25 protein-coding genes are annotated in these 25,776 nt (G+C 67.2%); 18 read left to right on the plus strand and 7 right to left on the minus strand.

The annotated features are described in order from the left end of the window. Nucleotides 1-15 precede the first annotated feature (15 nt). Nucleotides 16-537: a hypothetical protein gene (locus tag ACOTSS_RS14625; protein ID WP_448688842.1), complete on the minus strand. Its 522-nt coding sequence runs from the start codon at nucleotides 535-537 to the stop codon at nucleotides 16-18. Between the two features lie 228 nt (nucleotides 538-765). Between ACOTSS_RS14625 and rplU the strand changes: the two genes are divergently transcribed. From rplU to ACOTSS_RS14640, 3 genes are all read left to right on the plus strand, one after another. Continuing rightward, on the plus strand, nucleotides 766-1,236 hold the full coding sequence (gene rplU / locus ACOTSS_RS14630; protein WP_448688843.1) for a 50S ribosomal protein L21: 471 nt from the start codon (nucleotides 766-768) through the stop codon (nucleotides 1,234-1,236). A 44-nt stretch (nucleotides 1,237-1,280) separates the two neighbouring features. Next, nucleotides 1,281-1,550, plus strand: a complete 270-nt coding sequence (gene rpmA, locus ACOTSS_RS14635) for a 50S ribosomal protein L27 (RefSeq protein ID WP_184096126.1) — start codon at nucleotides 1,281-1,283, stop codon at nucleotides 1,548-1,550. A gap of 240 nt (nucleotides 1,551-1,790) precedes the next feature. Further along, nucleotides 1,791-2,405: a GNAT family N-acetyltransferase gene (locus tag ACOTSS_RS14640; protein ID WP_448688844.1), complete on the plus strand. Its 615-nt coding sequence runs from the start codon at nucleotides 1,791-1,793 to the stop codon at nucleotides 2,403-2,405. Between the two features lie 206 nt (nucleotides 2,406-2,611). On the opposite strand, the gene ACOTSS_RS14645 is transcribed toward ACOTSS_RS14640, so the two are convergent. Further along, on the minus strand, nucleotides 2,612-3,217 hold the full coding sequence (locus ACOTSS_RS14645) for a DUF937 domain-containing protein (protein ID WP_448688845.1): 606 nt from the start codon (nucleotides 3,215-3,217) through the stop codon (nucleotides 2,612-2,614). Nucleotides 3,218-3,387: 170 nt separating this feature from the next. Between ACOTSS_RS14645 and ACOTSS_RS14650 the strand changes: the two genes are divergently transcribed. After that, entirely contained in the window at nucleotides 3,388-3,780 is a 393-nt protein-coding gene (locus tag ACOTSS_RS14650) for a DUF3597 domain-containing protein (protein ID WP_095388422.1), read from the plus strand. A gap of 221 nt (nucleotides 3,781-4,001) precedes the next feature. Continuing rightward, nucleotides 4,002-5,855, plus strand: coding sequence for a DUF885 domain-containing protein (locus ACOTSS_RS14655; RefSeq protein WP_448688846.1), 1,854 nt, complete (start codon nucleotides 4,002-4,004; stop codon nucleotides 5,853-5,855). Nucleotides 5,856-5,891: 36 nt separating this feature from the next. On the opposite strand, the gene ACOTSS_RS14660 is transcribed toward ACOTSS_RS14655, so the two are convergent. Next, nucleotides 5,892-6,344: a hypothetical protein gene (locus ACOTSS_RS14660; RefSeq protein ID WP_448688847.1), complete on the minus strand. Its 453-nt coding sequence runs from the start codon at nucleotides 6,342-6,344 to the stop codon at nucleotides 5,892-5,894. A 48-nt stretch (nucleotides 6,345-6,392) separates the two neighbouring features. Further along, entirely contained in the window at nucleotides 6,393-7,994 is a 1,602-nt protein-coding gene (locus ACOTSS_RS14665) for a phosphoenolpyruvate carboxykinase (protein WP_448688848.1), read from the minus strand. 282 nt (nucleotides 7,995-8,276) lie between these two features. Here ACOTSS_RS14665 and ACOTSS_RS14670 point away from each other — a divergent pair, with 282 nt between their 5' ends. From ACOTSS_RS14670 to ACOTSS_RS14705, 8 genes are all read left to right on the plus strand, one after another. Further along, nucleotides 8,277-8,987, plus strand: coding sequence for a response regulator (locus ACOTSS_RS14670; protein ID WP_448688849.1), 711 nt, complete (start codon nucleotides 8,277-8,279; stop codon nucleotides 8,985-8,987). Next, on the plus strand, nucleotides 8,953-10,569 hold the full coding sequence (locus ACOTSS_RS14675; RefSeq protein ID WP_448688850.1) for an ATP-binding protein: 1,617 nt from the start codon (nucleotides 8,953-8,955) through the stop codon (nucleotides 10,567-10,569). The genes ACOTSS_RS14670 and ACOTSS_RS14675 overlap by 35 nt, the downstream gene beginning before the upstream one ends. A gap of 46 nt (nucleotides 10,570-10,615) precedes the next feature. After that, nucleotides 10,616-11,062 carry an HPr kinase/phosphorylase gene (locus ACOTSS_RS14680; RefSeq protein ID WP_448688851.1) on the plus strand — a complete coding sequence of 149 codons (447 nt, stop codon included), beginning with the start codon at nucleotides 10,616-10,618 and terminating at the stop codon, nucleotides 11,060-11,062. After that, on the plus strand, nucleotides 11,059-12,000 hold the full coding sequence (gene rapZ / locus ACOTSS_RS14685) for an RNase adapter RapZ (RefSeq protein WP_448688852.1): 942 nt from the start codon (nucleotides 11,059-11,061) through the stop codon (nucleotides 11,998-12,000). Before ACOTSS_RS14680 ends, rapZ begins: the two co-directional genes overlap by 4 nt. Nucleotides 12,001-12,047: 47 nt before the next feature. Next, the gene (locus ACOTSS_RS14690; protein WP_448688853.1) at nucleotides 12,048-12,443 is read left to right on the plus strand and encodes a PTS sugar transporter subunit IIA; all 396 of its coding nucleotides are present in this window, start codon (nucleotides 12,048-12,050) and stop codon (nucleotides 12,441-12,443) included. Then, on the plus strand, nucleotides 12,440-12,718 hold the full coding sequence (locus ACOTSS_RS14695; RefSeq protein ID WP_095388412.1) for an HPr family phosphocarrier protein: 279 nt from the start codon (nucleotides 12,440-12,442) through the stop codon (nucleotides 12,716-12,718). Before ACOTSS_RS14690 ends, ACOTSS_RS14695 begins: the two co-directional genes overlap by 4 nt. A gap of 4 nt (nucleotides 12,719-12,722) precedes the next feature. Continuing rightward, the gene (locus ACOTSS_RS14700; RefSeq protein ID WP_448688854.1) at nucleotides 12,723-13,541 is read left to right on the plus strand and encodes a TrmH family RNA methyltransferase; all 819 of its coding nucleotides are present in this window, start codon (nucleotides 12,723-12,725) and stop codon (nucleotides 13,539-13,541) included. A gap of 105 nt (nucleotides 13,542-13,646) precedes the next feature. Further along, nucleotides 13,647-14,348, plus strand: a complete 702-nt coding sequence (locus ACOTSS_RS14705) for an META domain-containing protein (RefSeq protein WP_448688855.1) — start codon at nucleotides 13,647-13,649, stop codon at nucleotides 14,346-14,348. A 59-nt stretch (nucleotides 14,349-14,407) separates the two neighbouring features. Here the strand turns inward: ACOTSS_RS14705 and ACOTSS_RS14710 are convergent, their stop codons facing one another. Then, nucleotides 14,408-14,572, minus strand: a complete 165-nt coding sequence (locus ACOTSS_RS14710; RefSeq protein ID WP_167919835.1) for a hypothetical protein — start codon at nucleotides 14,570-14,572, stop codon at nucleotides 14,408-14,410. Between the two features lie 109 nt (nucleotides 14,573-14,681). Here ACOTSS_RS14710 and ACOTSS_RS14715 point away from each other — a divergent pair, with 109 nt between their 5' ends. Then, nucleotides 14,682-15,641 (plus strand): hypothetical protein, encoded by a 960-nt coding sequence (locus tag ACOTSS_RS14715; RefSeq protein WP_448688856.1) that lies wholly within the window; start codon nucleotides 14,682-14,684, stop codon nucleotides 15,639-15,641. A gap of 80 nt (nucleotides 15,642-15,721) precedes the next feature. Here ACOTSS_RS14715 and ACOTSS_RS14720 read toward each other — a convergent pair whose 3' ends face one another. Both ACOTSS_RS14720 and rmuC read right to left on the minus strand, forming a co-directional pair. Continuing rightward, nucleotides 15,722-16,624: an IS1595 family transposase gene (locus ACOTSS_RS14720; RefSeq protein WP_448688857.1), complete on the minus strand. Its 903-nt coding sequence runs from the start codon at nucleotides 16,622-16,624 to the stop codon at nucleotides 15,722-15,724. A 253-nt stretch (nucleotides 16,625-16,877) separates the two neighbouring features. Beyond that, nucleotides 16,878-18,236: a DNA recombination protein RmuC gene (gene rmuC / locus ACOTSS_RS14725; protein WP_448688858.1), complete on the minus strand. Its 1,359-nt coding sequence runs from the start codon at nucleotides 18,234-18,236 to the stop codon at nucleotides 16,878-16,880. A gap of 293 nt (nucleotides 18,237-18,529) precedes the next feature. On the opposite strand from rmuC, the gene ACOTSS_RS14730 reads away from it, so the two are divergent. From ACOTSS_RS14730 to ACOTSS_RS14745, 4 genes are all read left to right on the plus strand, one after another. Next, nucleotides 18,530-20,695, plus strand: a complete 2,166-nt coding sequence (locus ACOTSS_RS14730) for a TonB-dependent receptor (RefSeq protein WP_448688859.1) — start codon at nucleotides 18,530-18,532, stop codon at nucleotides 20,693-20,695. Nucleotides 20,696-20,699: 4 nt separating this feature from the next. After that, on the plus strand, nucleotides 20,700-21,794 hold the full coding sequence (locus ACOTSS_RS14735) for a PepSY-associated TM helix domain-containing protein (protein WP_448688860.1): 1,095 nt from the start codon (nucleotides 20,700-20,702) through the stop codon (nucleotides 21,792-21,794). A gap of 135 nt (nucleotides 21,795-21,929) precedes the next feature. Further along, nucleotides 21,930-24,098 carry a primosomal protein N' gene (locus tag ACOTSS_RS14740; protein ID WP_448688861.1) on the plus strand — a complete coding sequence of 723 codons (2,169 nt, stop codon included), beginning with the start codon at nucleotides 21,930-21,932 and terminating at the stop codon, nucleotides 24,096-24,098. Nucleotides 24,099-24,170: 72 nt separating this feature from the next. Continuing rightward, nucleotides 24,171-25,751, plus strand: coding sequence for a hypothetical protein (locus ACOTSS_RS14745; RefSeq protein ID WP_448688862.1), 1,581 nt, complete (start codon nucleotides 24,171-24,173; stop codon nucleotides 25,749-25,751). Nucleotides 25,752-25,776 lie beyond the last annotated feature (25 nt).

Below are 25,776 nucleotides of genomic sequence, written 5' to 3' on the forward strand. Positions count from 1 at the left end.
CTATATCAAATGCCCCTACCGCCCCGGCAGCTGCGCCTCGAGCGCGCCGATCACCGCGTCCTGCGCCGACACCATTTCGGTGAGCCGGTCGCGCAGCGCATAGATGTCGGGCAAGCCGTCGATCGCCTCCTCGACGCTGCGGTCGACATAGAGGCGGTCGATGTCGGCGAGCGCGCCGGTCAGCGGCGCGCGCGTCGCGATCAGCCGCGAAATCGCCTGCTGCGCGACCACCCACCGCTCGCTCGACATCGCAGAGCCCGCGGCCGATGCCACGAGCGGCGCGGTGATGTTGCGCTCTGCGGCGAACGCTTGCTGCGCCTGGACCGCGTCCGATTCCCAGCGCGCGAGCCGCCCCGCGAGATCGGTCGGCAGCGGCCCCGGCGGCGCGACGACCACCGCGGGCGGCGCGACGTCGAATCGCCCCTCGACCGGGCGCTTGGCGAGCGACGGGGCATGGCTTTCCTGCGCCGCGGCGCACGCCGACAGCGACAGGGAGGCCGCGATCGCCGCGGGGAGAAGATGGGGGATGCGCGTCATCGCCGCTCCTGATATGGGCCGCGGCGCCGGGCGGCAAGCCGAATCGGGGCCCGGACGCGCACCGGCTCGCGGGGCGCGGCCGAAACCCCGAAAAACGCGGAAATATGCGGTTGACAGCACCGCCCCGGCTCGCTAGTGGCGCTGACTTTCCCGCATGCCGGAAAAATCATCTGCCTCGGCGGGTGACCGGCAGCGCGGGTGTTTTAGTTTCTGATTGGATGGAAGACCATGTTCGCAATCGTGCGCACGGGCGGCAAGCAGTATCGCGTCGCCGCTGGAGACAAGATCGCCGTCGAGAAAATCGAAGGTGAAGCGGGCGACACCGTGTCGCTGGGCGACGTCCTGCTGGCCGGCGACGGCGGCGAGATGAAGGACGCCAAGGGTCTGGCCGTCTCGGCCGAGATCATCGCCCAGACGCGCGGCGAAAAGGTCATCGTCTTCAAGAAGCGCCGCCGGCACAACTACCGCCGCCGCAACGGTCACCGTCAGTCGCTGACGCTGCTGCGCATCCTCGCCGTCGGCGATGCCAAGAAGGCCGCGCCGAAGAAGGAAGCCGCTCCGAAGGCGGACGACGCCGCCCCGGCCAAGGAAGCCGCGCCTAAGAAGGCCGCTGCCCCCAAGAAGGAAGCCGCCGCCGAGAAGGCCGCGCCCGCCAAGAAGCCCGCCGCCAAGAAGGCGGCCCCCAAGAAGGACGCCTGAGCGCGACCCCGCGGCTCGGCCCAAGAGATTAAGGAGCATCAGTCATGGCACATAAGAAAGCAGGCGGTTCTTCGCGCAACGGTCGCGACTCAGCCGGCCGCCGCCTTGGCGTGAAGAAGTTCGGCGGTCAGGACGTGATCGGCGGCAACATTATCGTGCGTCAGCGCGGCACCAAGGTCTATCCGGGCGTCAACGTCGGGATGGGCAAGGACCACACGCTGTTCGCGACCGCCGACGGCCGCGTCCGATTCCACGACGGCAAGCTTGGCCGCAAATATGTGTCGGTCGACTGTATGGCAGACGCCGCCGAATAAGGGACGACTTCACCGAGGTCGTCCACCAGGGACGACCCGGAGCCGCCCTTTCCGCCCAACGCGGAAACCAGGTTCGAAAAGAGGGAGACGGGTCGCCCCCGGTCTCCCTTTTTTCTTGCCCGAAATCCGCCGCTTCGGCGCCGGGCGCGAAAATGGGGCCGATCATCTCCCTCGCATATCAACTGTCGTCAAAGCGTCACCATCTGGCGCCACGGCGACCGGCAAATGGGAGTGACGAAAATGTTTGCACGCACCGAAAGACTCTTGCTGCGGCCCGGCTGGCACGAAGATGCTCCCGCACTTGCGCGCGCGATCGGCGACGAGGCGATCGTGCGCAACCTGTCGCGCGCGCCCTGGCCCTATCGCGAGGACGACGCCCGCGCCTTTCTGTCGACCTGGACCGAGGGCCACCCGAGCCGCTTCCTGATGATCCAGCGCACCGCGAGCGCACCGCGCCTGATCGGCGGCGTCGGGATGGACCGGATGGAGAGCGGCGAGGTCGAGCTCGGCTATTGGGTCGCGCGGCCCTTCTGGGGTCTCGGCTATGCGACCGAGGCGGGGCGGCACATGATCGACCTTGCCCGCACGCTCGGCATCGGCCGGCTGGTCGCCTCGCATTTCGCCGACAATCCGGCCTCGGGCGCGGTGCTGCGCAAGCTCGGCTTCCGGCCCACCGGGCGGCGTCCGCTGCGCGGCAGCCTCGGCCGCGGCCGGGCCGCGCCGACGGTCGAATATGCCCGCGACATCGCGGCGCCGGGCAATGATGGCGACGGCGACGAAGGGCCCGTCGCCATGCTCGGCGCCGCGCGATGGCCCGACACCCTTCGCGACGAATGGCGGCTGCAGGCCGCGTGATCGATCGATAAGCCCCTCTCCTTCAGGAGTGTCAGGCCGGTCATGCCCCCGGCATGACCTAAACCGTCCGGGGGACGGTTTACCTGACACTGGGTTGGGGTGGGGGGCATCGGCCTTGCGCAAGGCCGCTACCCCCACCCGCTGCAACTAGGCGGCAAGCCGCCAAGTTTCGCTGCCCTCCCCTGAAGGGGAGGGCCTAACAGGGGTCACCCCCGCAGCTTGCCCGCCATGCCGAGGATATCGTCGAGCGGGTTGCCGTCGCCGTCCATGTCGATGAGCTTACCGAGACCGCCGAGACTGCCCGCGAGCCCGCCCGCCGACGGCGCGGCACCGCCGCCGACCGCGCCGCCGAGCACATTGCCGAGGATGCCACCGAGCCCGCCCAGCCCGCCACCGCTGCCCTCGCCGCCCTCGCCGCCCTGCTTCGCCATATAGCCCGCGACCATCATCGCGAGCATCGGCAGCATCTGCTTGAGCAGCCCGGCGTCGAGGCCGGTCTTCGCCGCCGCGTCGCCCGCGACGGTGCGGCTGACGTCCTTCGAGCCGAAGATCTGGCCGAGCACCTCGTTACCCTGCCCGACCGGGGTCGGCTGCGATCCGAGCACCGAGTCGAGCAATCCGCCACCGCCGAGCTGGCCGATCAGGCCGCCGAGCCCTTCGAGCCCCCCGCCCTGCGCTTGCTTCTTGAATCCGCCGAGGATCGCGGGGAGCAGCGCGTCGGCGCCTTGCTGCGCGACGCCGGGCGAAACGCCCAATTCCTTCGCCATCGATTCGATGCCGCCGGCCTGCTGGAGAATGTCGGTCAGATTCATGGATGCCTCCGTCTGATGGCGCGGATCGAAATGCGCCGATGCGGGTTGTTATAGCAGCGCGCGGGGGGAGGACGAGTCCGTTCATTCTCCTGTCATCCCGCTGCGTCACTATGCAGTCTGCGGCCGTCTATCTTCGGATCAGCCGCACCAAGAAAGTGGGAGTCCCAATCATGAGCATTTTCGGCAAGATCAAGGATGCGATTTTCGGCAAGAAGGCTGCGGCCGCCGAGCCCGCCGCCGCCCCCGCGACGACCGCCGCTCCGGCTGCGCCGCAGCCCGTCCCCGCCGCGCCGGCCGCGATCAGCGAGGTCGATGTCGAGGCCATCCTGACCGCGCAGAACGCCTATGCGACCCAACCGCTCAACTGGCGCACGTCGATCGTCGACCTGATGAAGCTGCTCGAAATCGACCCCAGCCTCCAGAACCGCAAGGAACTGGCGCAGGAGCTCGGCTATACCGGCGAACTCAACGGCAGCGCCGAGATGAACATCTGGCTGCACAAGGCGGTGATGCGCGAACTCGCGGCCAACGGCGGCAAGGTGCCGGCCGACCTGACGGACTGAGCGTGAATGTCGCCCCTCCTCTTCAGAGGAGGGGCAGCGAGACTTACGAGCTTGCTCGTTAGTCGCAGCGGGGTGGTGCATGGCTCCGTGCGCGCTGTCGCGCGCCACCACCCCAACCCCTCCTCTAAAGAGGAGGGGCTTTTAAGTGCGGCGCCATTGACCGACGCGTCCTGCCCCCTAGGAAGGTTTCACAAGAAACAAGGTCGCGAGGGAGCCGCCGCATGTCAGACAGATTTTCCACCCCCGTCAGCCGCCGCCAGACGCTCGCTGCACTCGGCGCCGGCACTGCGGGCCTCGCCATCGCCGCGCGCGTCCCCGCTGCCGCGGCGGAAACCGCGCCCGCCACACCCCCAGCATCGGCGCTGCTCGACTCGGTCGCCGACAATCTCCTCACCCACGGCCCCGAGGGCGCGACCGCGCTCGGCATCGACACCGGCGATCGCGCCCGGATGCGCGGACAATTGTCCGACCGCTCGCCCGCCGGGGTCGCCGCTCTCGCCGCGACGCTGAAGGCCGACCTCGCGCGCGTGCGCGCCGTCGACTCGAGTGGGCTCGACCATGCCACGCGCACCAGCCTCGCGGTCGTCGACAGCGCCTACAGCGTCGCGCTCGAGGGCTTCGCTCTCCCCTATGGCGACGTCGCGGTCGGCGGCTGGCGCAACACGCCCTATGTCGTGATCCAGAATGTCGGCGCCTATCTCGACGTGCCGCGCTTTCTCGACAGCGATCATCCGGTGCGGAGTGCCGCCGATGCCGAGGCGTATCTCGCGCGCCTCAACGCCTATCCCGCCGCACTCGACGGCGAGACCGAGCGGCTGAAGGCGGCGCGCGCGCAAGGAGTGATCGCCCCCGCCTTCCTGATCGACGCCGCGCTGAAGCAGATGGACGCGAGCCTTGCCGACGCGCACGCGGGAGGCGGGCTGGTCGCCAGCCTCGTCCAACGGACCGGGGAACAGAAGATCTCCGGCGACTGGGGTGCCCGCGCCGAACGGATCGTCAAGGGCGCGGTCGTTCCCGCGCTCGAACGCCAGATCGCCGAGATGCGCGCGCAGCGGCCCAAGGCGACGATGGACGCAGGACTATGGGCGCGGCCGGGCGGCGACGAATGGTATGCTTGGGGGCTGCGCGCCTCGACCACCACCCGCATGACCCCCGACGAGGTCCACCAGATGGGGCTCGACCAACTCGCCGAGCTTCACGGGCGGATGGACCCGATCCTCAAGAAACTCGGTTACAGCGAGGGCCCGGTCGGCGCGCGGATGAACGCGCTCGCGCGGGACCCGCGCTACAAATTCCCCGAAGGCGACAAGGGACGCGAGGAGATCAAGGCCTATATCCAGACCTGGCTCGGCAAGATTCGCGCCGAGCTGCCGCGCGCCTTCCGCACGCTGGTGAAGGGCAATGTCGAGGTCAAGCGGCTCCCTCTGGCCGAGGAACCCGGCGCGCCAGCGGCCTATGGCGGCGCGGGGTCGATCGACGGCAGCATTCCGGGAAAATTCTGGATCAACCTGCGCACCACCGACCTGCACAGCAAATATTCGCTCCCCGACCTTGCGATGCACGAGGCGATCCCGGGGCATGTCTGGCAGGGCGAATATGCCAACAAGATGCCGCTGATCCGCTCGATGCTGGCCTTCAACGCCTATTCGGAAGGGTGGGCGCTCTATGCCGAGCAGCTCGCCGACGAGCTCGGCCTCTACGACGATTTCGAGGTCGGGCGGCTCGGCTATCTCCAGTCGCTGGCCTTCCGCGCCTGCCGCCTCGTCGTCGACACCGGGCTCCATGCGAAACGCTGGACGCGCGAGGAGGGCGTCCGCTTCTTCGTCGAGCGCAACGGATCGAACCCGCTCGAAGTGTCGAGCGAGGTCGACCGCTATTGCAGCTGGGCGGGCCAGGCGTGCGGCTACAAGGTCGGCCACAGCGAGATCGTCCGCCAGCGCGGCCGCGCTCAGGCGGCACTGGGGGCGAAATACGACCTGCGCGATTTCGATAATGTCGTGGTCGAAGGTGGCAACGTCCCGCTCGACGTGCTCGCGAAGAATGTCGACGAATATATCGCGGGGGCGAAGGTCTGAACCGACGTCACCCCGGTCTCGACCCGGGGGGTCGCCTTACCCTCCCGGCAAAGGCGCTTGGTCGGGTTCGACATACCCCCGCCGCGCCGCGACCGAGAACAGCAGCTCGCGGCTGTAGAAGCGCAGCGGCCAATCGCGCCCGCCCATCGGCGACAGCAGCAGCGCGTTGACGCGCGCCGCCAGCCCTGTCTCGGCCGTTTCCGAGAGGAACAGCCGCACCCCCGCGACATAGGCGCGGGTGATGCTGTCGTGATAGCCCTGGCTGTCGTCGTTCACGCCGCCGACGCTTTCGTTGAAACGGCGGATCAGCCCCGCGATCTCGGCATCGACGTCGATGTCGGGCCGCTCGGTCAGCAGCCACAGGCAGGCGGCGAGATGCGCCTCGTGCGTCCACGCCTCGCGCGGCAAGGCGCAGGCGAGCAGCCCCTCGCCGAGCGCGCGAATGTCATGGTCGCGCTCGAACAGGCGCGGCGAATAATCGATGGTCATCGTCCGGTTCCTTCCGGGTGATGGGCCACCCGGAGGAACCGGGCGGAATCAGGCTGCGACGGCCGCCTGCGGAGCGGCCTGGCGAACGCCTTCGTCGACATGGTCCGCGAATTGCGCGAAATTGTCGATGAATTGCTGCACCAGCGCCTCGGCCGTGCGGTCATAGGCCGCCTTGTCGGCCCACGCCTCGCGCGGGTCGAGCAGTGCGGCGTCGACCCCCGGAACCGCGACCGGGACGAGGAAGCCGAAGTTCGGGTCCTTGCGGAACTCGGCATCGTTCAGGCTACCGTCGAGCGCGGCGTTGAGCAGCGCGCGGGTCGCCTTGATCGGCATGCGCTTGATGCCGTCCATCGTCGCCATGCCGCCGGTCCAGCCGGTGTTGACGAGCCAGCACTGGACCCCGCCCTTGGCGATGCGGTCCTTCAAAAGATTGCCATAGACCGACGGGTGGCGCGGCATGAAGGGGGCGCCGAAGCAGGTCGAGAAGGTCGCCTCGGGCTCGGTCACGCCGATCTCGGTCCCCGCGACCTTCGCGGTATAGCCCGACAGGAAATGATACATCGCCTGGTCGGGGGTCAGCTTGGCGATCGGGGGCAGCACGCCAAAGGCATCGGCGGTGAGCATGATCACGGTGCGCGGCACCGGCCCCATGTTCGCCTCCGACGCGTTCGGGATGAAGTCGATCGGATAGGCGCCGCGGGTGTTCTCGGCGAGGCTGTTATCGTCGAGATCCAGCGTGCGCGTCGCGGGGTCGATCACGACATTTTCGAGCACCGTGCCGAAGCGGCGGGTGGTCGCATAGATTTCGGGCTCGGCCTCTTCGGACAGGCGGATCATCTTGGCGTAGCAACCGCCCTCGAAGTTGAAGACCGCGGTGTCCGACCAGCCATGCTCGTCGTCGCCGATCAGCGTGCGCGAGGCGTCGGCCGACAGCGTCGTCTTGCCGGTGCCCGAAAGCCCGAAGAAGACCGCGGTATCGCCATCGGGACCGATGTTCGCCGAACAGTGCATCGGCATCACGCCCTTCACCGGGAGCAGATAGTTGAGGATACCGAACACCGACTTCTTCATCTCGCCCGCATAGGCGGTGCCGCCGATCAGCACGAGCTTCTCGGCGAAGTTGACCGCGACCACCGTCTCGCTGCGCGTGCCGTGCTTCGCGGGGTCGGCGCGGAAGCTCGGCAGGTCGACGATCGTATATTCATCCTCGAACGCCGCGAGCTCGGCCGCGGTCGGGCGGCAGAGCAGGGTGCGGATGAACTGGCTGTGCCACGCGAGTTCGGTGACGACCTGGACGCCGACGCGATGCTCCGCCTGCGAGCCGCCGAAGAGCTGCTGGCGATAGAGGCGGTCGCGCGAGGCGAGATGCGCGAAGAAATCGGCCTTCAGCGCGGCGAAGTGCGCGGGCGTCATCGGCACATTGGTCTTGCCCCACCAGATGGTGTCGACAGTCTCGCCGTCCTGGACGATGAACTTGTCCTTCGCGCTGCGCCCGGTGTGCTGGCCGGTCGCGACGACAAGCGGGCCGTCCTTGGCGAGCAGGCCTTCGCCGTGGCGCGCCGCTTCCTCGACGAGCTGCGCCGTGCCCCAGTTTTCGGCCACGTCCGCCCGCGTTTCCACGGTCTCGCTACCGATCACCACCTTGGTCATTGCCCTGGCCTTTCCCTTTGCCGCCGGACCCTTGCATACCTATGCAACGCCCGCCGAGCAAAAGGGCAGGCCCGCATCGTGAATGGGTGCCGACGATGACGCCGATTCCGAAAATTCCCGGTCGCGTTAGCGGCGATGGCCGATGAGGTCAAAGATTAAAGCGGGACCCGTGCCGGGCGCGCGACGAGTGCGCCGTAGGGGAACCGGTGACATGCCACCGCGGTTGTCGGTGGGTGCGGTATCGGTTAATCCGGCACCGGGTCCCGCCCCTACGGAAAGAGCATGACGGCAACCATCGCGCTGGTCGACGACGACCGCAACATCCTGCAATCCCTGTCGATCGCGCTACAGGCCGAAGGCTTCGTCACGCGCGTCTATTCGGACGGCGAGGCGGCGCTGAAGCCGCTGATCGACAATCCGCCCGACCTCGCGGTCTTCGACATCAAGATGCCGCGGATGGACGGGCTCGAACTGCTCCGCCGGCTGCGCGAGAAAAGCCAGCTCCCCGTCATCTTCCTGACCAGCAAGGACGACGAGATCGACGAGGCGCTGGGGCTCGCGATGGGCGCCGACGACTATATCGCCAAGCCTTTCTCGCAGCGGCTGGTGATCGCGCGCATCCGCGCGATCCTGCGCCGCGTCGAACTCAACAGGAGCGCACCGAGCGAGGAGGACGAGCCCGTCGCCGAACCGATCACGCGCGGACGGCTGACGATGGACCCGGCGCGGCACAAGGTCGCCTGGGATGGCCAGGACGTGACGCTGACCGTGACCGAATTCCTGATCCTCGAAACGCTCGCCAGCCGCCCCGGGATCGTGCGCAGCCGCAACCAGCTGATGGATGCGGCCTATCAGGACGACGTCTATATCGACGACCGCACGATCGACAGCCACATCAAGCGCCTGCGCCGCAAGTTCCGCGAGGTCGACCCCGACTTCGACGCGATCGCGACCCTCTATGGCGCCGGATACCGCTTTGCTGACGAGGGCTGACAACCGCGCCGCCGCTGCCGAGGAGCTGCCGCTCGTCTGGTCGGCGCGCTGGTCGCTGACGACGCGCATCCTGGTGGTCAACATCCTCGCGGTCGCGCTGCTCGCGGGCGGCTTCTTCTATCTCGACACCTATCGCACCCGGCTGATCGACACGCGGATCGGGGTGATGGAGGACCAGCTCGCGATGCTCGACAGCGCGCTCGAATCGGCGCGGCCCGACCAGCGCGAGCGGCTGATCGGCGAATTCGCCCGCGCGACCGAGTCGCGGCTGCGCTTCTATGCCCCGGACGGGCACAAGCTCGACGACAGCTTCGCGCACGGCCCGCCGACCTACACGCTGCGCGATCCCGATCTGCAGCCGTGGAAGCGCGACGCGGCGCGCGCGATGGACCGCGGCATCGACTGGATCGTCGGCGCGCCCGCCTATCCCGAGTTCGAGGAGCCCGCGATCGATCGCGGCGGCGCCTGGCCCGAGGTCGTCGAGACGCAGCGCAGCGGCGAGGGCACGAGCCGCTTCCGCTACGCGCCCGAGCGCACCCCGCTGCTCAGCGCGACGCGGGTGGTCGACCTCGAAACCCCCGAAGTGATGCTGATGACGATCAACGCCCGCGACATCACGCGGACGGTGCGCGCCGAACGCTTCCGCCTCGCGGTCGTCCTCGCGATGGTGCTGATCGCGTCGGTGCTGCTTTCGCTCTTCCTCGCGCGCACCATCGTCCGCCCGCTGCGCCGCCTCGCGCGCGCCGCGGTGCGCGTCCGCCTCGGCCGCGCGCGCGAGGTGGTCGTCCCGCGCCTGCCGAGCCGCCGCGACGAGATCGGCACCCTCGCCCGCGCGCTCAGCGACATGACGCAGGCGCTGCGCGAGCGCATCGACGCCGGCGAGCATTTCGCCGCCGACGTGACGCACGAGCTCAAGAATCCGATCGCCTCGGTGCGCTCGGCGATCGAGGGGCTCGGGCGGGTCAGGACCGACGAACAGCGTGCCCAGCTTCTCGCCATCGCCGACGAGGATGTGCGCCGGCTCGACCGGCTGGTCAGCGACATCAGCGATGCAAGCCGCATCGACGCGCAATTGTCGCGCACCCTGTTCGAGCCGATTGACGTCGGGCTGATGATCGAATCGATGCTCGCCTCGCGCGCCGCGCGCGCCGAGCAGGGCGGCGGCCCGCAGCCGCGCATCGCCTTCGCGCGCCCGCGCAAGGGCACCGCGACGGTGATGGGCGACGGCCACCGGCTCGAGCGCGCGATCGACAATATCATCGACAATGCGATCAGCTTCTCGCCCGAGGCCGGTCTCGTCTGCGTGCGCGCGACGCGGCTGGGGCAGGAGGTGCATATCGGCGTCGACGACGATGGGCCGGGGATCGAACCCGCGCAGCGCGAGGCGATTTTCCGCCGCTTTCACAGCGAGCGCCCCGATGGCGAGGCCTTCGGGCGCCACAGCGGGCTCGGCCTCGCGATCGCGCGCACGATCGTCGAGGGGCATGGCGGGACGATCGCCGCCGCCGATCGCGACGACGGCAAGCCCGGCGCCAGCCTGCTGATCACCCTGCCCGCGGCCGAAGAAGGCGGGACAGCATAGCCCATCCGCCTTGCGGCGCCGCGCGCGCGCCGGTAAGCCTCGCCGCATGCTTCCGAGCCGGACCACTCGCCCCGTTGCCAATATCCACGCAAGCTGCGTCGCTGCCGGCAGCCGGGGGATTTTGCTGCTCGGCCCGTCGGGGCGCGGCAAGTCCGATCTGGCATTGCGGTTGATCGACCGCGGCGCGCGGCTGGTCGCCGACGACCGCTGCGACGTCTGGTCCGATCGCGGCCGACTGTGGTGCCGCCCGCCCGCCGAGCTCGCGGGCAAGATGGAAGTGCGCGGCATCGGCATCGTCGAACAGCCATGGACCGCACCGGTGCCGATCGCTCTCGCGGTGCGACTGGCCGAGCGCTACGAGCGCATGCCTCCTGCGAACCAGGTCGAGACGGTGGCGGGACAAACGCTTCCCGCGGTGACCCTGTCGGCGTTCGAAGCCTCGGCGCCCGTCAAGATATTGCTCGCGCTCGACCGGCTGGAGGCCGCGGCATGAGCGATTCGATGCCGGCGGCCGCCGAGCCGCGCCTGCTCCTTGTCACCGGCCTCTCGGGCGCGGGCAAGTCGACCGTGCTCAGGGTGCTCGAGGATCTGGGGTGGGAGGTCGTCGACAATCTGCCGCTGTCGCTGCTCGAAGCGCTGATCGAGGCCCCCGCCAAGCCGAGCGAGGCGAGCCGCCCGATCGCGGTCGGCATCGACAGCCGCAGCCGCGGCTTCAAGCCGTCGCGGCTCGTCAAGCGGATCAAGGAACTGCGCGAGGCGGGCGGGCGCGACATCCAGACGCTGTTCCTCGACTGTGCCGGGGCCGAACTCGAACGCCGCTTTTCCGAAACGCGGCGGCGCCATCCGCTCGCCGAGGACCGCCCCGCCGCCGACGGCATCGCCCGCGAGCGCGAGATGATGGAATCGCTCCGCCGCTGGGCCGAGCATGTCGTCGACACGACCAATTACAGCAGCAACGACCTGCAACAGGAAATCCGCCAGCGCTTCGCCGACGTCGGCGACGACGAGCCGTCGCTGACCGTGATGAGCTTCGGCTTCGCGCGCGGGCTGCCGCGCAACGCCGACCTGGTGTTCGACATGCGCTATCTGCGCAATCCGCACTGGGACGCGAAGCTGCGCCCGGGCACCGGGCTCGATGCCGACGTCTCCGCCTATATCGCGGCCGACCCCGCCTATGAAATGACGGTGGCGCAGATCGAGGCGCTGCTGCTCACCCTGCTGCCGCGCTACCGCGCAGAGGGAAAAAGCTATGTCACCATCGCGTTCGGCTGCACCGGCGGGCGGCACCGCTCGGTGCACGTCGCCGAGCGCGTCGCGAGCGCGCTGCGCATCGCCGGCCACGCCCCCAACGTCATCCATCGCAATCTTGACTCGGCCCCGCAAGATGGGCTTGAGGGCAAGCCCCCGCCCGCATCCGGCGGCAAAGCATAAGGGTCCCCGACTGCATGCCTAGCGATAAAGCATTGCCGCTCATCGGAATGGTTCTCGTGACGCACGGCCGACTCGCCGAGGAAATGGTCACCGCGATGGAGCATGTCGTGGGCCCGCAGCGCGCGGTGGCGACCGTGTGCATCGGCCCCAACGACAATATGGAGATGCGGCGGCGCGAAATCGCCGAGGCGATTCGCGCGGTCGACGAGGGCCGCGGCGTCATCATGCTGACCGACCTGTTCGGCGGCACCCCCTCCAACCTCGCGATCAGCCTGCTCGAAGCCGGACGGACCGAGGTGATCGCGGGCGTCAACCTGCCGATGTTGATCCGGCTCGAAAGTGCGCGCAAGACGATGGAGCTACGCCCGGCGGTGATCGCCGCGCGCGAGGCGGGACAGAAATATATATCGGTGGCGTCGGAAATGCTGGGAGTGGGCCTTTGAGCGAATTGTCGGAGACCGTCGAAATCACCAACCAGCGCGGTCTTCACGCGCGCGCCAGCGCCAAATTCGTCACTTTCGTCAGTCGCCTGCCCGAGAGCGTGATGGTCGAGGTCGAAAAGGGCGGCAACCGCGTCAATGGCACCTCGATCATGGGGCTGATGATGCTGGGCGCCGCGAAGGGCGATTCGATCACCATCCACACGAAGGGCGACGGCGCCGACGCCGCGCTGCTCAAGCTCGTCGGATTGGTCAAGGACAGCTTCGGCGAGGATTGATCCCATGACGGGTCGCCGCTCGAGAATCGAAAGCCTCTCCAATCCGCTGGTCAAGCGGATGCGGCTGCTGCGCGAGAAGCGCCACCGCCGCGCCGAGGGGCTGTTCCTCGCCGAAGGGCTGCGCATCGCGACCGAGGCGCGCGAGGCGGGGGTGCTCCCGCAATGGCTGTTCCTCGCCGACGAAGGCGCCGCCGCGCATCCGCTGACGAAGGCGCTGGTCGAGGCGACGCTGGCGGGCGGCGGTGAGGTGGTCGACACGACGCCCGCGATCCTCTCCAAATTGTCGGGCAAGGACAATCCGCAAACGGTGGTCGGCATCTACGCCGAGCCGAAGACGCGCCTCGCCGATCTCGACCGCGCCGCCGCGCCGATCTGGCTCGTCGCCGAGCGGCTGCGCGATCCGGGCAACCTCGGCACGATGCTGCGCACCGGCGACGCGGTCGGCGCGGGCGGGCTGATTCTCCTGGACGAATCGACCGATCCCTATGCGGTCGAGGCGGTGCGCGCGAGCATGGGGGCGATCTTCACGCAGCGGCTGGTGCAGGCACGCTGGGACGATTTCCTCGCCTGGCTGCGCGCGGGGCCGGGCGAACTGGTCGCGACCTGGCTGGGGGGCGATACGAAGGATTATCAGGCGGTGCGCTACGCCGCGCCGACCTTCATCCTCATCGGCAATGAATCGCAGGGCCTGCCCGAAGCCTATGCCGCGGCTGCCGACGTGCGCGTGAAGATGCCGATGATGGGCAAGGCCGACAGCCTCAACGCCGCGGTCGCGGGCGCGGTGATGGCCTATGAGGTGCTGAACCAGCGGCGGAACCGATAGTCGCGGTTCAGCGTCCTGACATCTGAGCCGCAGCTATGCTCCGCGCTCACAGAGTTTCGTCACCCTGAACCTGTTTCAGCATGACGGAAGAAGGAGATAGCTGCCGTGACCCGCTTCCTGCCCCTGCTCGCCCTGCCCTTCGCCCTCGCGGCGTGCACCGCGATTCCGCCGCAGGCGCCCGGCGCCCAGCCCGCCGCCTATATGGCGATCGGCACCGAGCCCGGCTGGACGCTCGAGATCACGCCGGGCCTGCTCAACTATACCGGCGACTATGGCGACACGAAGATATTGGAGCCGAACCCCGGCGCGCGGCCATCGTTCAACGGCGAGCGCTATGCCGGCAAGCGACTCGCCGTCGACGTCACCCACGCCGAATGCAGCGACGGGATGAGCGACCGCCGCTATCGCGACACGGTGACCGTCACCGCCGACGGCAAGAGGGTGAAGGGCTGCGGCGGCGGCATCCTCGCGCCCGAGGAACTCGCGGGGACGAACTGGATCTTCGTGTCGATCGGCGGCGCGACGGTCGCAAAGGATCGACCGACCTCGCTCGCCTTTGACGGCAAGAAGATGAGCGGCAGCGCGGGCTGCAACCGCTTTTCGGGGACCTATACCAGCGACGGCCGGACGCTGAGCGCGGGGCCGCTGATGGCGACCGAAATGGCATGCCCGGGCGCGGGAATGGCGCAGGAAGGCGCCTTCTTCAAGCTGATGGCGAGCCCGGTCAGCCTGACCTTCCCGTCCGACGGCACGCTGATCCTGACCGGTGCCGGCGGGCAGACGGCGGTGCTGAAGCGGGTGATCTAAATAGAAAGAGGCAGGCGAATTTCGCCTGCCTCTCCTCGACCAGCAATCTCGCGCTTCAGCTAAGGCTTCAGCAACTTAAGAAAGCTCTTCAATGCTTGCATTGCTTCCGAAAAATTCGGAAACTTGCATGCAGATACCGCAATCCATCGGCCTTCCGGAGTGGTGATAAACCACTGCCAAGCGTTCGGCTCAACTTCAGCGCAATATTTGTGCAGCATCGACATAGCTGTTCTCCTCTATGGAGGGCCACATCAGACGGGGTGTATCCCCTTCGCATACGTGAATCGGCGGTTCAGGATGTGTTAGGCCCGTAGGGCCTAAACGGGGGAATCCATGAGCAAGCACGTCACGACCACGATTAGATACGACGGCCCGGCCCTCGACGATCATCAAATGGACGTTCAGGCGCTGGCGCCTGCTTTGCTTGCCCTCGCCGAAATGGTTCAACTCGCCAACAAAAAATTCAATGGCGATGCGGCGTCGATGAAGGTTCTTGTGAAAGCGGACGTGGAGCAGCAGTGCTTCCAGCTCGACATTCACATCGTCCAAAGCATTCTTGAAAGCGCCAAGCACCTTTTCGGGACGGAGCAATACAAGACCGCCAAAGAGATAGCCGAGTTGCTTGACTTGCTTCTTCCGGGCGGTGTTGCCGGTGGTGTATTCTGGTTTTGGAAGCGATTTTCGACGGAAAAGAACGCCCCTCCGATTGCGCTCGAAACTGAGCAGCACGGCGGGCAAACCACGATCATTCAGGACGGCGGCGGTTCACCGATCACGGTCAACAACAACACTTATTTGCTGGCCTCTGATCCGCAAATGATCGAGCTTGGGAAGAAGGTTCTGAGGCCGCTCGAAACCCCTGGCTATAAGACCCTTGGGTTTTACCGGGACAATAAACCCACCGTGGAGTGGAACGAGGACGAAGCGAAGGAATTCATCGCACAGCCGCCGAACCACCTACTTCCGGCGCCCGAAGCGGACCCTTACAACCGGACGCCAATAAGGACGATTGTAAGCGTCAGGACGCAGCGCAATGAAGGCAAGGCGCAATGGGAGATAAAATGGGCTAGCCGCGCCGTATGGGCTTCGATGGACGACTTGGAGTGGCTAGGCCGCTTTCAGTCGGGGCAGATACACTTCGACATCCCTTATTGGCTCGATGTCGAGATGGAGATGACGACATCACGGATTGACCCGGATGCTGAACCGTCGTTTGCGATCATCAAGGTGCACAGCTTGATCAACGGCGGCGACGGGAAGCAAGGAGACCTTTTGGATGACGACCCTTCGTAAGGCCCGCGACGAGGGCAAGCTAGACCAGTTTATCGCCGAGCATGATGGCGACGTTGGCGACGCTGACGCCCTCGAAAGGACTATCCTTTCAATGGCCGGAACGTCGAAAGAAGCTCAGGAAGCATCGTCTGCGGACGACTGCGACGATTGAAGCGATATTCAAACTCTTTGACGTAGCGGCCAAGGTGCTTGGCGCTGACGCTGGTGTGAGTGCCGTTGATCGAGCATTTCAGGTGACGCCAGAAATTCTCGATCCCGTTGACGGTCACCGTCTCGGCAAGGCGATAATCGTAATAGGCATATTCTTCCGCGCCGTGGTTCACGCGGGCATGGCGATAACCGGCTTCCGAAAGGCGCGCATAGCTACGCAGTTCGTCGGTATGGATATTGCCGCCAAGGCGCACATTGGTCTTCACGAACGGCTCCAGCGTCTCGCGGCGCTGGTTGGGGACAACCGCCGTCACAATGTCACCACCGCGCTCTAGGGCGCCGACAACGACCGTCTTGGCTGCGCTACCGCGATTGTGAGTGCCCTTCTTGACGCCGCCCATAAGGGTTTCGTCGATTTCGACATTGGTGCCGGGGCCACCGATCGGGCGCTCGCCGTCAACGTCGGCCATATGCTCGCGGATTTTCGCGGCCATGCGCCAAGCCGTCTTGTAAGTGACGCCAAGCTGGCGCTGCAATTCCTTCGCGCTGACGCCGTGCCGGGTCACCGTGAAAAGATGGATGGCATAGAACCAGAATTGCAGCGGGGTGCGGGTCTGCTCGAACGGCGTGCCGACAGTCGGGTGCAGGTGATGGCCGCACCACTGGCACGAATAGGCGCGCTCCGCCTTGATGCGATACCAGTTAGCGGGGCGCTCGCACGAGGGGCAGGTGAAGCCCTGTCCAAAGCGAACGTCAAACAGGTGCTGGAGGCAGGTTTCGTCGTCAGGATAGACCCGAAAGAACTGCGCGGTGGTTAGGGGCTTCGTGCTCATGCCTCATTGTATAGCTCAATCCGTTACGTATGTAAAGGGGATACACCCCCATCAGACGAACCGCGATTGTTGTTCAGCAAGAATATAAATAGGACTTCCGAAAACCCCGTCGCTGCAATGAAATACAATCTCTCGGGAGGATAGTCAGATCTTCTAAGGGAATCTTAGCATCACCGTCACGGCACGTTCCGCTCATTTCAATCTTTATGGGCCCATATTACATTCCTCCCGTTAATGGGGTCAGCTGGTCAAGCTAGGCATCGACGCCGTTCTCCGTTGGAGGCTCGGTCGTCGGTATTCGAGTAATGAGACGAGCATTCTGCTCCGCCGCGGGCGGAGTCGCAAGTGACCTGTCTCCAGTTTCTATGTCCAAACTCTCGAAACGTCGCGCTTGCGTCAGCACCTGCGATTCGAAACTGCCAACAAAGGCATTGTACGCACCCGTTGCCTGATCAAGATTGCGACCAACCCGCGCGATATGCGAGCCCATCACTGACATGCGCGCATAGAGCTCTTTGCCAAGAGCCGCGATCTCTCGCGCCTGTCCTGCAACCTTCTCCTGCCGCCAGACCGCCGCGATGGTACGCGCGATCGCTATTAGGTTAGTCGGGGTGGCAAGCAGCACCTTGCGTTCGAAGGCATAATCCCAAAGCTCGTGGTCCTGATCGAGCGCGGCGGCGAGGAAATGTTCGCCCGGTACGAACATCACGACGAAGTCGGGCGTGTCGTCGAACTGGTTCCAATAGCTCTTGGCGCCGAGCGTATTGACGTGCGCCTTCATCGCCGCGGCATGCGCGGCAAGGTGCTTGACCTTCTCGCGCTCGTCGACCGCGCCGAACGCATCCTGATAGGCGTTGAGCGACACTTTGGCGTCGATGACGAGGCTCTGCCCGCCCGGCACTTTCACGACGACGTCGGGACGCAGCCGCCCGCCGTCGCCGTCCGCGACGCTGACCTCGGTCTGGAAATCGGCGTATTCGGAAAGCCCGCAGCTTTCGAGCACATTGCGGAGTTGCTGTTCGCCCCAGCGCCCGCGCGCCTTGGGCGCGTTCCTGAGCGCGTTGACCAGCTTTGCCGCTTCGCTCGAAACGCGCTCGTTCTGTGCCCGCATCGATTCGATCTGCCCTTGCAGAATTCCGAAGGCACTCTGCCGATCAGCTTCGACCTTGCCGACAGCCTCCTCATATTTGGCGAGTCGCTGGTGAACCGGCTGCAGCAGTGCCTCTAAACTCTTTCCTGCACTCTCCTCGCTCTGCTTGAAGCGCGCTTCGGCGCGTTCGAGAAAGGCCTTCTGCGCCTCGCCGAGCATCGCCTGCCCGACCTCGCGGAACTGCGCGGTGAGCGCCGTCTGCGCATCCTTGAGCTGGGCGATCTGCGCATCATGCGCCGCATCGCGCGCCTTCTGCTCGGCGAGCAGCGCCGAAAGCTGCAGGTCGGCCGCCTTGCGCGCCTCGGCCTCGGCGGCGAGGTCGGCCACCGCGGTTTTGAACCGTTCGGCGAGTCCGTCGCGCTCGGCCTGAAGCCCGCCCGCCTGCCGCCCCGCGAACAGCCAGCCGATCAGCGCGCCGACGACGAGAGCGACAAGGGCGGTGAGCAGCGAGGCGATGGTCATGCGCGGAACATAGAATGAACGCCTGGGGCTTGGCTAGGGGCTAATTGGTCAGGCAGGTCCGTTTTGGGGTGGGAAGCGGACGTTTCCCTCTTTTGTGATCCCCGGCGAAGGCCGGGGTCCAGGGCGTTGGAGCGCCGACGCTGCGCGGTTACGCTCTGGACCCCGGCCTTCGCCGGGGATCACGTTATTTTTGTCCACTTCCGGTCGAAAACGGCCTTCCAGCCGGGCAAGCCGAAAAGCCTTGCATCTGCAAATCGCTCGCATTAGCGGCCACTCCGGAACAGGAGATGAGAATGAATCGCAAATTGGTCGCCGCCACGCTTGCCTGCACCGCGCTGTCCTCGCCCGCCTTCGCGCAGGACCCCGCGGCCGCGGGCAACGATGCGGACAGCATCGTCGTCACCGCCGCGCGCACCATCCTGCCGCCGAACGCGCTGCCGCTGACGATCGACGTGATCGACAAGGAGACGCTCGACCAGCAGATCGCGATTTCGGGTTCGGTGACCGACGCGGTCGCGACGCTGATCCCCAGCTTCTCGCCGACACGGCAGAAACTGTCGGGCGCGGGCGAGACGCTGCGCGGCCGCGCGCCGCTTTATGCGATCAACGGCATCCCGCAGTCGACCCCGCTGCGCGACGGCAGCCGCGACGGTTTCACCATCGACGGCTTCTTCGTCGACCGGGTCGAGGTGATCTTCGGATCGAATGCGCTGCAGGGAATCGGTGGCACGGGCGGCATCGTCAATCAGGTCACCGTCGGCGCCCCAAGCGAAGAGGGCGTCACCGGCCGCGCGCTGCTCCAGGGTACCGCCGACGATGATTTTTCGGGCGCGGGCATGGGCGGCAAGGTCGCGGGGCTGGTCCAGTACAAGGCGGGGCGCTTCGACGCGTCGGTCGGCGCCGCTTACGAACGGCGCGGCCTGTTCCGCGACGGCGAGGGCCGGCCGATCGGGATCAACCTGACGCAGGGCGAAACCATGGATTCGCAGGCGCTCTCGCTTTTCGGCCGCTTCGGCTATGCGGTCACCGACACGATGCGGCTCGACCTGATCGCCAGCCGCTTCGAACTCGAGGGCGACGGCGATTACGAGGCGGTCGCGGGCAACAAGGCGGCGGGGCTGCCGACCAGCGCGCGGCGCGGAACGCCGCCCGGCGTGCCCGCCACCAACCGCACCGAAAGCGTCGCCCTGTCGCTGACCGACACCGACCTTGGCGGCGGCAATTTCATCAGCCAGATCTTCTGGAACCGCAGCCGCGACACCTTCGGCGGCGAGCCCAATCCGATCGCGAGCTTCCAGGACCCGGCGATCGCGCCCGAAGGCACCTTGTTCGACCAGTCGCAGAACCGCAGCCGCAAGATCGGCGGCAAGCTGAGCTATGAGCGGGCGGTGCCGGGCTTCGAGGCGCTGACGCTGATCGCGGGCTTCGACGCGCTGTGGGACACGACCGAGCAAAGACTGATCGCGACCGACCGCGTCTGGGTGCCGCCGACCGAGTTCCGCAGCTTCGCGCCTTTCGGGCAGGCGAACCTGAAGCTGATGGACGGCGTCGTGCGCCTCGCCGGCGGCGCGCGCTACGAGAATGTGAAGATCAAGATCTCGGGCTATCACACCCTCGCCGCGAACACCTATGACGGCAGCGATCCGGCGACCTATGGCGGGGTCGACGTCGCGGGCGGCAGTCCGTCGTTCGACGACGTGCTGATCAACGGCGGCGTCATCGTCGAGCCGCTTGCCGGCATTCGCGCCTATGCGAGCTACGCCGAGGGCTATACCGCGCCCGACGTCGGCCGCATCACCCGCGCGGTGAAGACCAGCGGCGTCGATATCGACGATTTCCTCGACATCTCGCCGATCGTCACCAACAACCGCGAAATCGGGGTCGAGGTGAAACGCGGCCCGCTCGACGCCAGCGCGACCTATTTCTGGTCGACGAGCACCAAGGGCCAACTGCTGATCGCGCGGCCCGACGGCATTTTCGACGTCGTGCGCCAGCGCGTCGAGATCGAGGGGATCGAGATCAACCTCGCGGTCAAGATGCCGATCGAGGGGCTGACGCTGTCGACCGGCTATTCGCACATCAACGGCCGCTTCGACGCGGATCAGGACGGGGTGGTCGATACCGACCTCGACGGTGCGAACATCTCGCCCGATCGCGTCAACCTAGCCGCCGCCTATGCCCGGGGTCCGCTATCGGCGCGCGTGCAGACCCAATTCTACCTGTCGCGCGGGTTCGACGGGCCCGGCCGCGACCCGCGCAATGATTTCGAAGGCTATGTGCTGACCGACGCCCTCGTCCGCTATCAGACCGGTTTCGGCGGCCTCAGCCTCGCGGTGCAGAATCTGTTCGACGAGCAATATATCAGCTACGCGAGCGACACCCAGCGCCCGACCGACAATTTCTTCAACTTCGCCGGACGCGGGCGCACCTTCACGCTCGGCTGGGATTACCGGTTCTAGCCCCGTGAAGCTGCTCGACACGCTCCATCGCTGGACAGGGGGCCTGATCGGCCTCGTGCTGGCGCTGCTCGGCCTGTCGGGCACGATCCTGCTCCACAAGGACGCGTGGATCGGCGTCGCGCACGCGGGCGACCCGCTGCGCACCGACCTCGCGAGCGTCACCGCCGCGACCGAGGCGATCATGGCGCTGCCCGGAAGCCCTCAAGGCATCATCTATGCCCGCGACGGCTTCGGGCTGCATCAGGGGCGCTTTACGTTCGGCGAAGGCGCCGGCTTCTACGCCGATCAATCGGGCCAGGTCATGACGCGCTGGGCGAGCCAGTGGGAGCGGCCCGAACTCTGGATCTTCGACTTCCACCACCATCTTTTCGCGGGCGACAACGGCGAATGGGTGATCGGCGCCGCGGGGCTGTGCGGCCTGTTCTTCGTGATCTCGGGCGTGATCCTGTGGTGGCGCACCCGCAAGACCTTCCGTCTCCGCCTGTGGCCGAAGCGGATGAGCCGCCCCGCCATCGTCACGCACCACCGCGACCTCGGCATCGTCGTCGCGCCGCTGCTCCTCCTGTCGCTCGTCACCGGCACGATGATGATCTTTCGCCCCTTCGCGATGGCGATGGTCGCGCCCTTCGGGCCCGTCGCCGAAACCGTGAAGTCGATGGAACCGCCGAAATATGAAAGCGGGCCGCTCGCCGCGAAGCCCGACTATGCCGCGATGCTCGCCGAGGCGCGGCGGCGCTTTCCGGGCGCCGAATTCCGCATCCTCAGCCTGCCGCGCAAAGCCGGCGAGCCGATCAGCCTGCGGATGCGGCAGCAGGCCGAATGGCTGCCCAACGGGCGCACGACCTTGTGGTTCGACGCAGCGACCGGCCGCGTGCTCGGCGCGCGCGACGCGCTGGCGATGGCGCCCGGCGCGCAGGCGTTCAACAAGGCCTATCCGCTCCACGCGGGCAAGGTCGGCGGGCTTCCCTGGCGGCTCGTGCTGACGATCTCGGGCCTGTCGCTGACCATGCTCGGCAGCTTCGCGGTCTGGACCTTCTGGTTCCGCCGACCGAAGCCGGCAAGGCGGGCGATGAAGACGGCGGCGCTGGCGGCAAGCTGACCGTCGCCCCCGCGAAGGCGGGGGCCGCTGGCGACCTCGCGCTACGCCGACAATGGCCCGCGCCTTCGCGGGGGCGACAACTCTCAAACCGTCGCTTTCCTATTTCCGGCAGCGCCCTATATCCTGCCCAGCCCCATGACCCGCGCCCGCGTCCTCCTTCTCACCGCCGCTCTCGGCCCGCTCGACTATCGCGTGCCCTACGGCAGCGAGGCGCCGCTCGGCAGCGTCGTCGTCGCGCCGCTCGGACCGCGGCGGATGGGCGGAGTGGTGTGGGAGGATGAAAGTTTCGGCGCCCCCGAAGCTGTCGGCGACAATCGCCTCCGCAATCTTTACGAGATCGTGCCGGTGCCGCCGGTGCCCGCGCCGCTGCGCCGCCTCGTCGAATGGACGAGCGACTATTACCTCGCGCCGCCCGGCGCGGTGCTGCGCATGGTGCTGCCCGGCGCCGCCTTCGCCGACGCGCGGCGGCCGATCGTCGAATATCGCGCCACCGGCGAGCGGCCCACGCGGATGACGCCGCAGCGCACGGTGGCGCTCGAAAAGATCGGCGACCGGCAGGGCATGGTGCGCGAACTCGCCGCGCTCGCCGAGGTCAGCGAGGCGGTGATCCGCGGGCTGGTGCAAGCCGGCGCGCTCGAGGCGGTGAGCGTGTCGGCCGACGCCCTCTATCCCGAACCCGACCCGGCCTTCGCCCCGCCCGACCTGTCCGCCGAACAATCGGCCGCGGCGCAGCAACTCCGCGAGGCGGTCGCCGCCGCGACCTTCGAGACGTTGCTCCTCGACGGCGTCACCGGATCGGGCAAGACCGAAGTCTATATGGAGGCGATCGCCGCCGCGATCGAAGCGGACCAGCAGGCGCTCGTCCTCCTTCCCGAAATCGCGCTGACCGAGCCGATGCTCACCCGCTTCGCGGCGCGCTTCGGCTGCGAGCCCGTCGCGTGGCACTCGGGGCTGCGCTCGACCGAGCGCCGCCGCGCGTGGCACGCCATTGCGAGCGGAGATGCGAAGATCGTGGTCGGGGCGCGCTCGGCGCTCTTTCTCCCCTATGCCCGCCTCGGCGTCATCGTCGTCGACGAAGCACACGAGACGAGCTTCAAGCAGGAGGACGGCGTCCATTATCACGCGCGCGACGTCGCGGTGATGCGCGGGCATTTCGAGGGGCTGCCGGTGATCCTCGCGAGCGCGACCCCGGCGCTCGAAAGCCTCGCTCAGGTCGAGGCCGGACGCTACCGCCACATCATCCTCCCTGCCCGCTACGGCGGCGCGACGCTGCCCGACCTCGCGGCGATCGACATGCGGCAGGACCCGCCCGACCGCGGCCGCTGGCTGGCCCCGCCGCTGGTCGATGCCCTCACCGACCGGCTCGACAAGGGCGAGCAGAGCCTCCTCTTCCTGAACCGCCGCGGCTTCGCGCCGCTGACCCTCTGCCGCACCTGCGGGCACCGCATCCAGTGCCCGAACTGCACCGCGTGGATGGTCGAGCACCGGCTCGTCCACCGCCTCGCCTGCCACCATTGCGGCCATGTCATGCCGCCGCCGCGGCTCTGCCCCGAATGCGAGGACGAGGACAGCCTCGTCGCCTGTGGCCCCGGTGTCGAGCGCGTCGCCGACGAGGTGGGCTCACGCTTTCCCGAGGCAAGGACGGCCATCGTCACCTCCGACACGCTCTGGTCGCCCGCCAAGGCCGCCGAGTTCGTCGACAATGTCGAGGGCGGCCTCATCGACATCATCATCGGCACCCAGCTCGTCACCAAGGGCTATCATTTCCCCAACCTCACGCTCGTCGGCGTCGTCGACGCCGACCTCGGCCTCGACGGCGGCGACCTTCGCGCGTCGGAGCGCACCTTCCAGCAGATCGCGCAGGTCGCGGGGCGCGCCGGGCGCGGGGTCAAGCCGGGCGAGGTGCTGATCCAGACGCGCGTTCCCGATGCTCCCGTCATGGCCGCGCTCGTCGCGAACGACCGCGAGGGCTTCTACGCCGCCGAGGCGGCGGCACGGAAATTTGCCGGCGCTCCGCCCTATGGCCGCTTCGCCGCGCTCGTCATCTCGTCGGAGGATATCGAGGTCGCGCGCGGGGTCGCGCAGCGGCTGGGGCAGAAGGCGCCGGTCGCGGACGGCCTCGCCATCTACGGCCCCGCCCCCGCCCCGCTCGCGATGCTGCGCGGCCGCCACCGCTTCCGCCTCCTCCTCCACGCCCCGCGCAGCTTCGACCTGCAGGGAGCGATCCGCGACTGGGTCGGGCGCATCGACTGGCCGGCGAAGGCGCGGCTCGCGATCGACGTCGATCCCTACAGCTTCGTTTGAACCCAAACACTTGAAGGCGCGGCGGCGCCCGCTATGCTGCGCCGCTGAGGAACAGCAAGGGGGATATGGACAGTGACGGGGACGGCATGGAAGCGCGGGGCCGCACGGCTCCTGGGCGCGGTGGCAGCGATGCTCGCGATGCTCGCCAGTCCGGCGGCGCGGGCCGAATGGTGGGAAGCGCAGACCTCGCACTTCGTCGTCTATTCGGAAAGCGATCGCGATGATGCCGAGAAATTCGCGGCATTGCTCGAACGGTTCGACAACGCGCTGCGCACGCTCCAGGGCATGCCGGTCCCCGGCCCCGAGGTCGGCGCGGCGAACCGGGTCAAGGTCTATCGCACCGGTGACACCGACAATATCGCGGTCTTCGCCCACGCATCGGGATCGGGCGTCGCCGGCTTCTATATTCCGCGCGCGGGCAATCCGGTCGCCTTCGTCCCGGCACGCGAGCGCATCGCGACGAGCAAGGGCATCCAGACCGGGCCGCGGCTCGACATCAGGACGGTACTGCTCCACGAATATACGCACCATTTCATGCTGTCGAACTTCAGCACCGCCTATCCGCAATGGTATACCGAAGGCTCGGCCGAACTCTACAGCACCATCCGCTTCATGGACGACGGCAGCTTCCACGTCGGCGACGTCCCGCAGGCGCGCGGCGCAGCGCTCGATGCCCTGCCCGACATCCCGCTCGTCCGCCTGTTCGACACCAAGGCGACGCTGAGCGGGATGCAGCAGTATCAGTCCTACACCTTCGGCTGGCTGCTCTCGCACTATCTGAACTTCGCGCCCGAGCGGAAGGGTCAGCTCCTCACCTATCTGAAGGCGCTCAACAGCGGCGAGGACAGCCTGACCGCCGCGAAGCGCGTCTTCGGCGACCTCGATGCGCTGCAAAGGGAAGTGCGCCGCTACAAGCGCGGTCCCTTCCTCGGCTATGACGTGAAGCCCGGTCATTATGTCGAACCCAAGGTCGCGATGCGCCGCCTGACCGCGGCGGAAGAAGCGCTGATCCGCGACCATATGCGCTCGCAGCGCGGGGTCGACCGCAAGGAGGCGCGCGATGTCGCCAGCGACGTGGCGGGCAAGGACGCGGCCTTTGCCGGCAGCCTGCCCGCGCAACTCTGGGTTGGCGAAGCGCAGATCGACGCACGCAACTGGGATGCCGCCGATGCCGCCGCTGATCGGGCGCTGACGCTCGATCCCGAATCGTCCGCCGCCAATCTTCTGAAGGCCAATGTGTTCATGGGCCGCGGCAAGGCGGACAAGAGCGCCTATGCCAAGGCGCGGCCCTATTTCATCAAGGCGCGCCACCTCGACGAACTCGATCCGCGCCCGGCGGTCGGCTATTATCTCTCTTTCCGCCAAGCGGGCGAGGCGATCCCGGCGCCGGCCGTCACCGCGCTCGAACAGGTCTATCCCGAAGCCTCCTTCGATCCGCAATATCGCCTGCTCATGACGCGCCAGCTGCTCGACGACGGCAAGGGCGACCTCGCGCGCACGGTGATCGCGCCGATCGCCTTCCAGGGTCATGAGGGCAAGGAAGAGAATCTGCTGCTCGCGGTGGTCAAGGCGATCGACGACAAGAAGCTCGACGAGGCGCGCGCCAAGATCGCCGAAATCTTCAAGAAGATGGAAAGCGAGGGCGAGAAGTAGGGCCCGCGCGGCCGAACGGGCTTTA

Source organism: Sphingopyxis sp. NJF-3 (assembly GCF_053514865.1).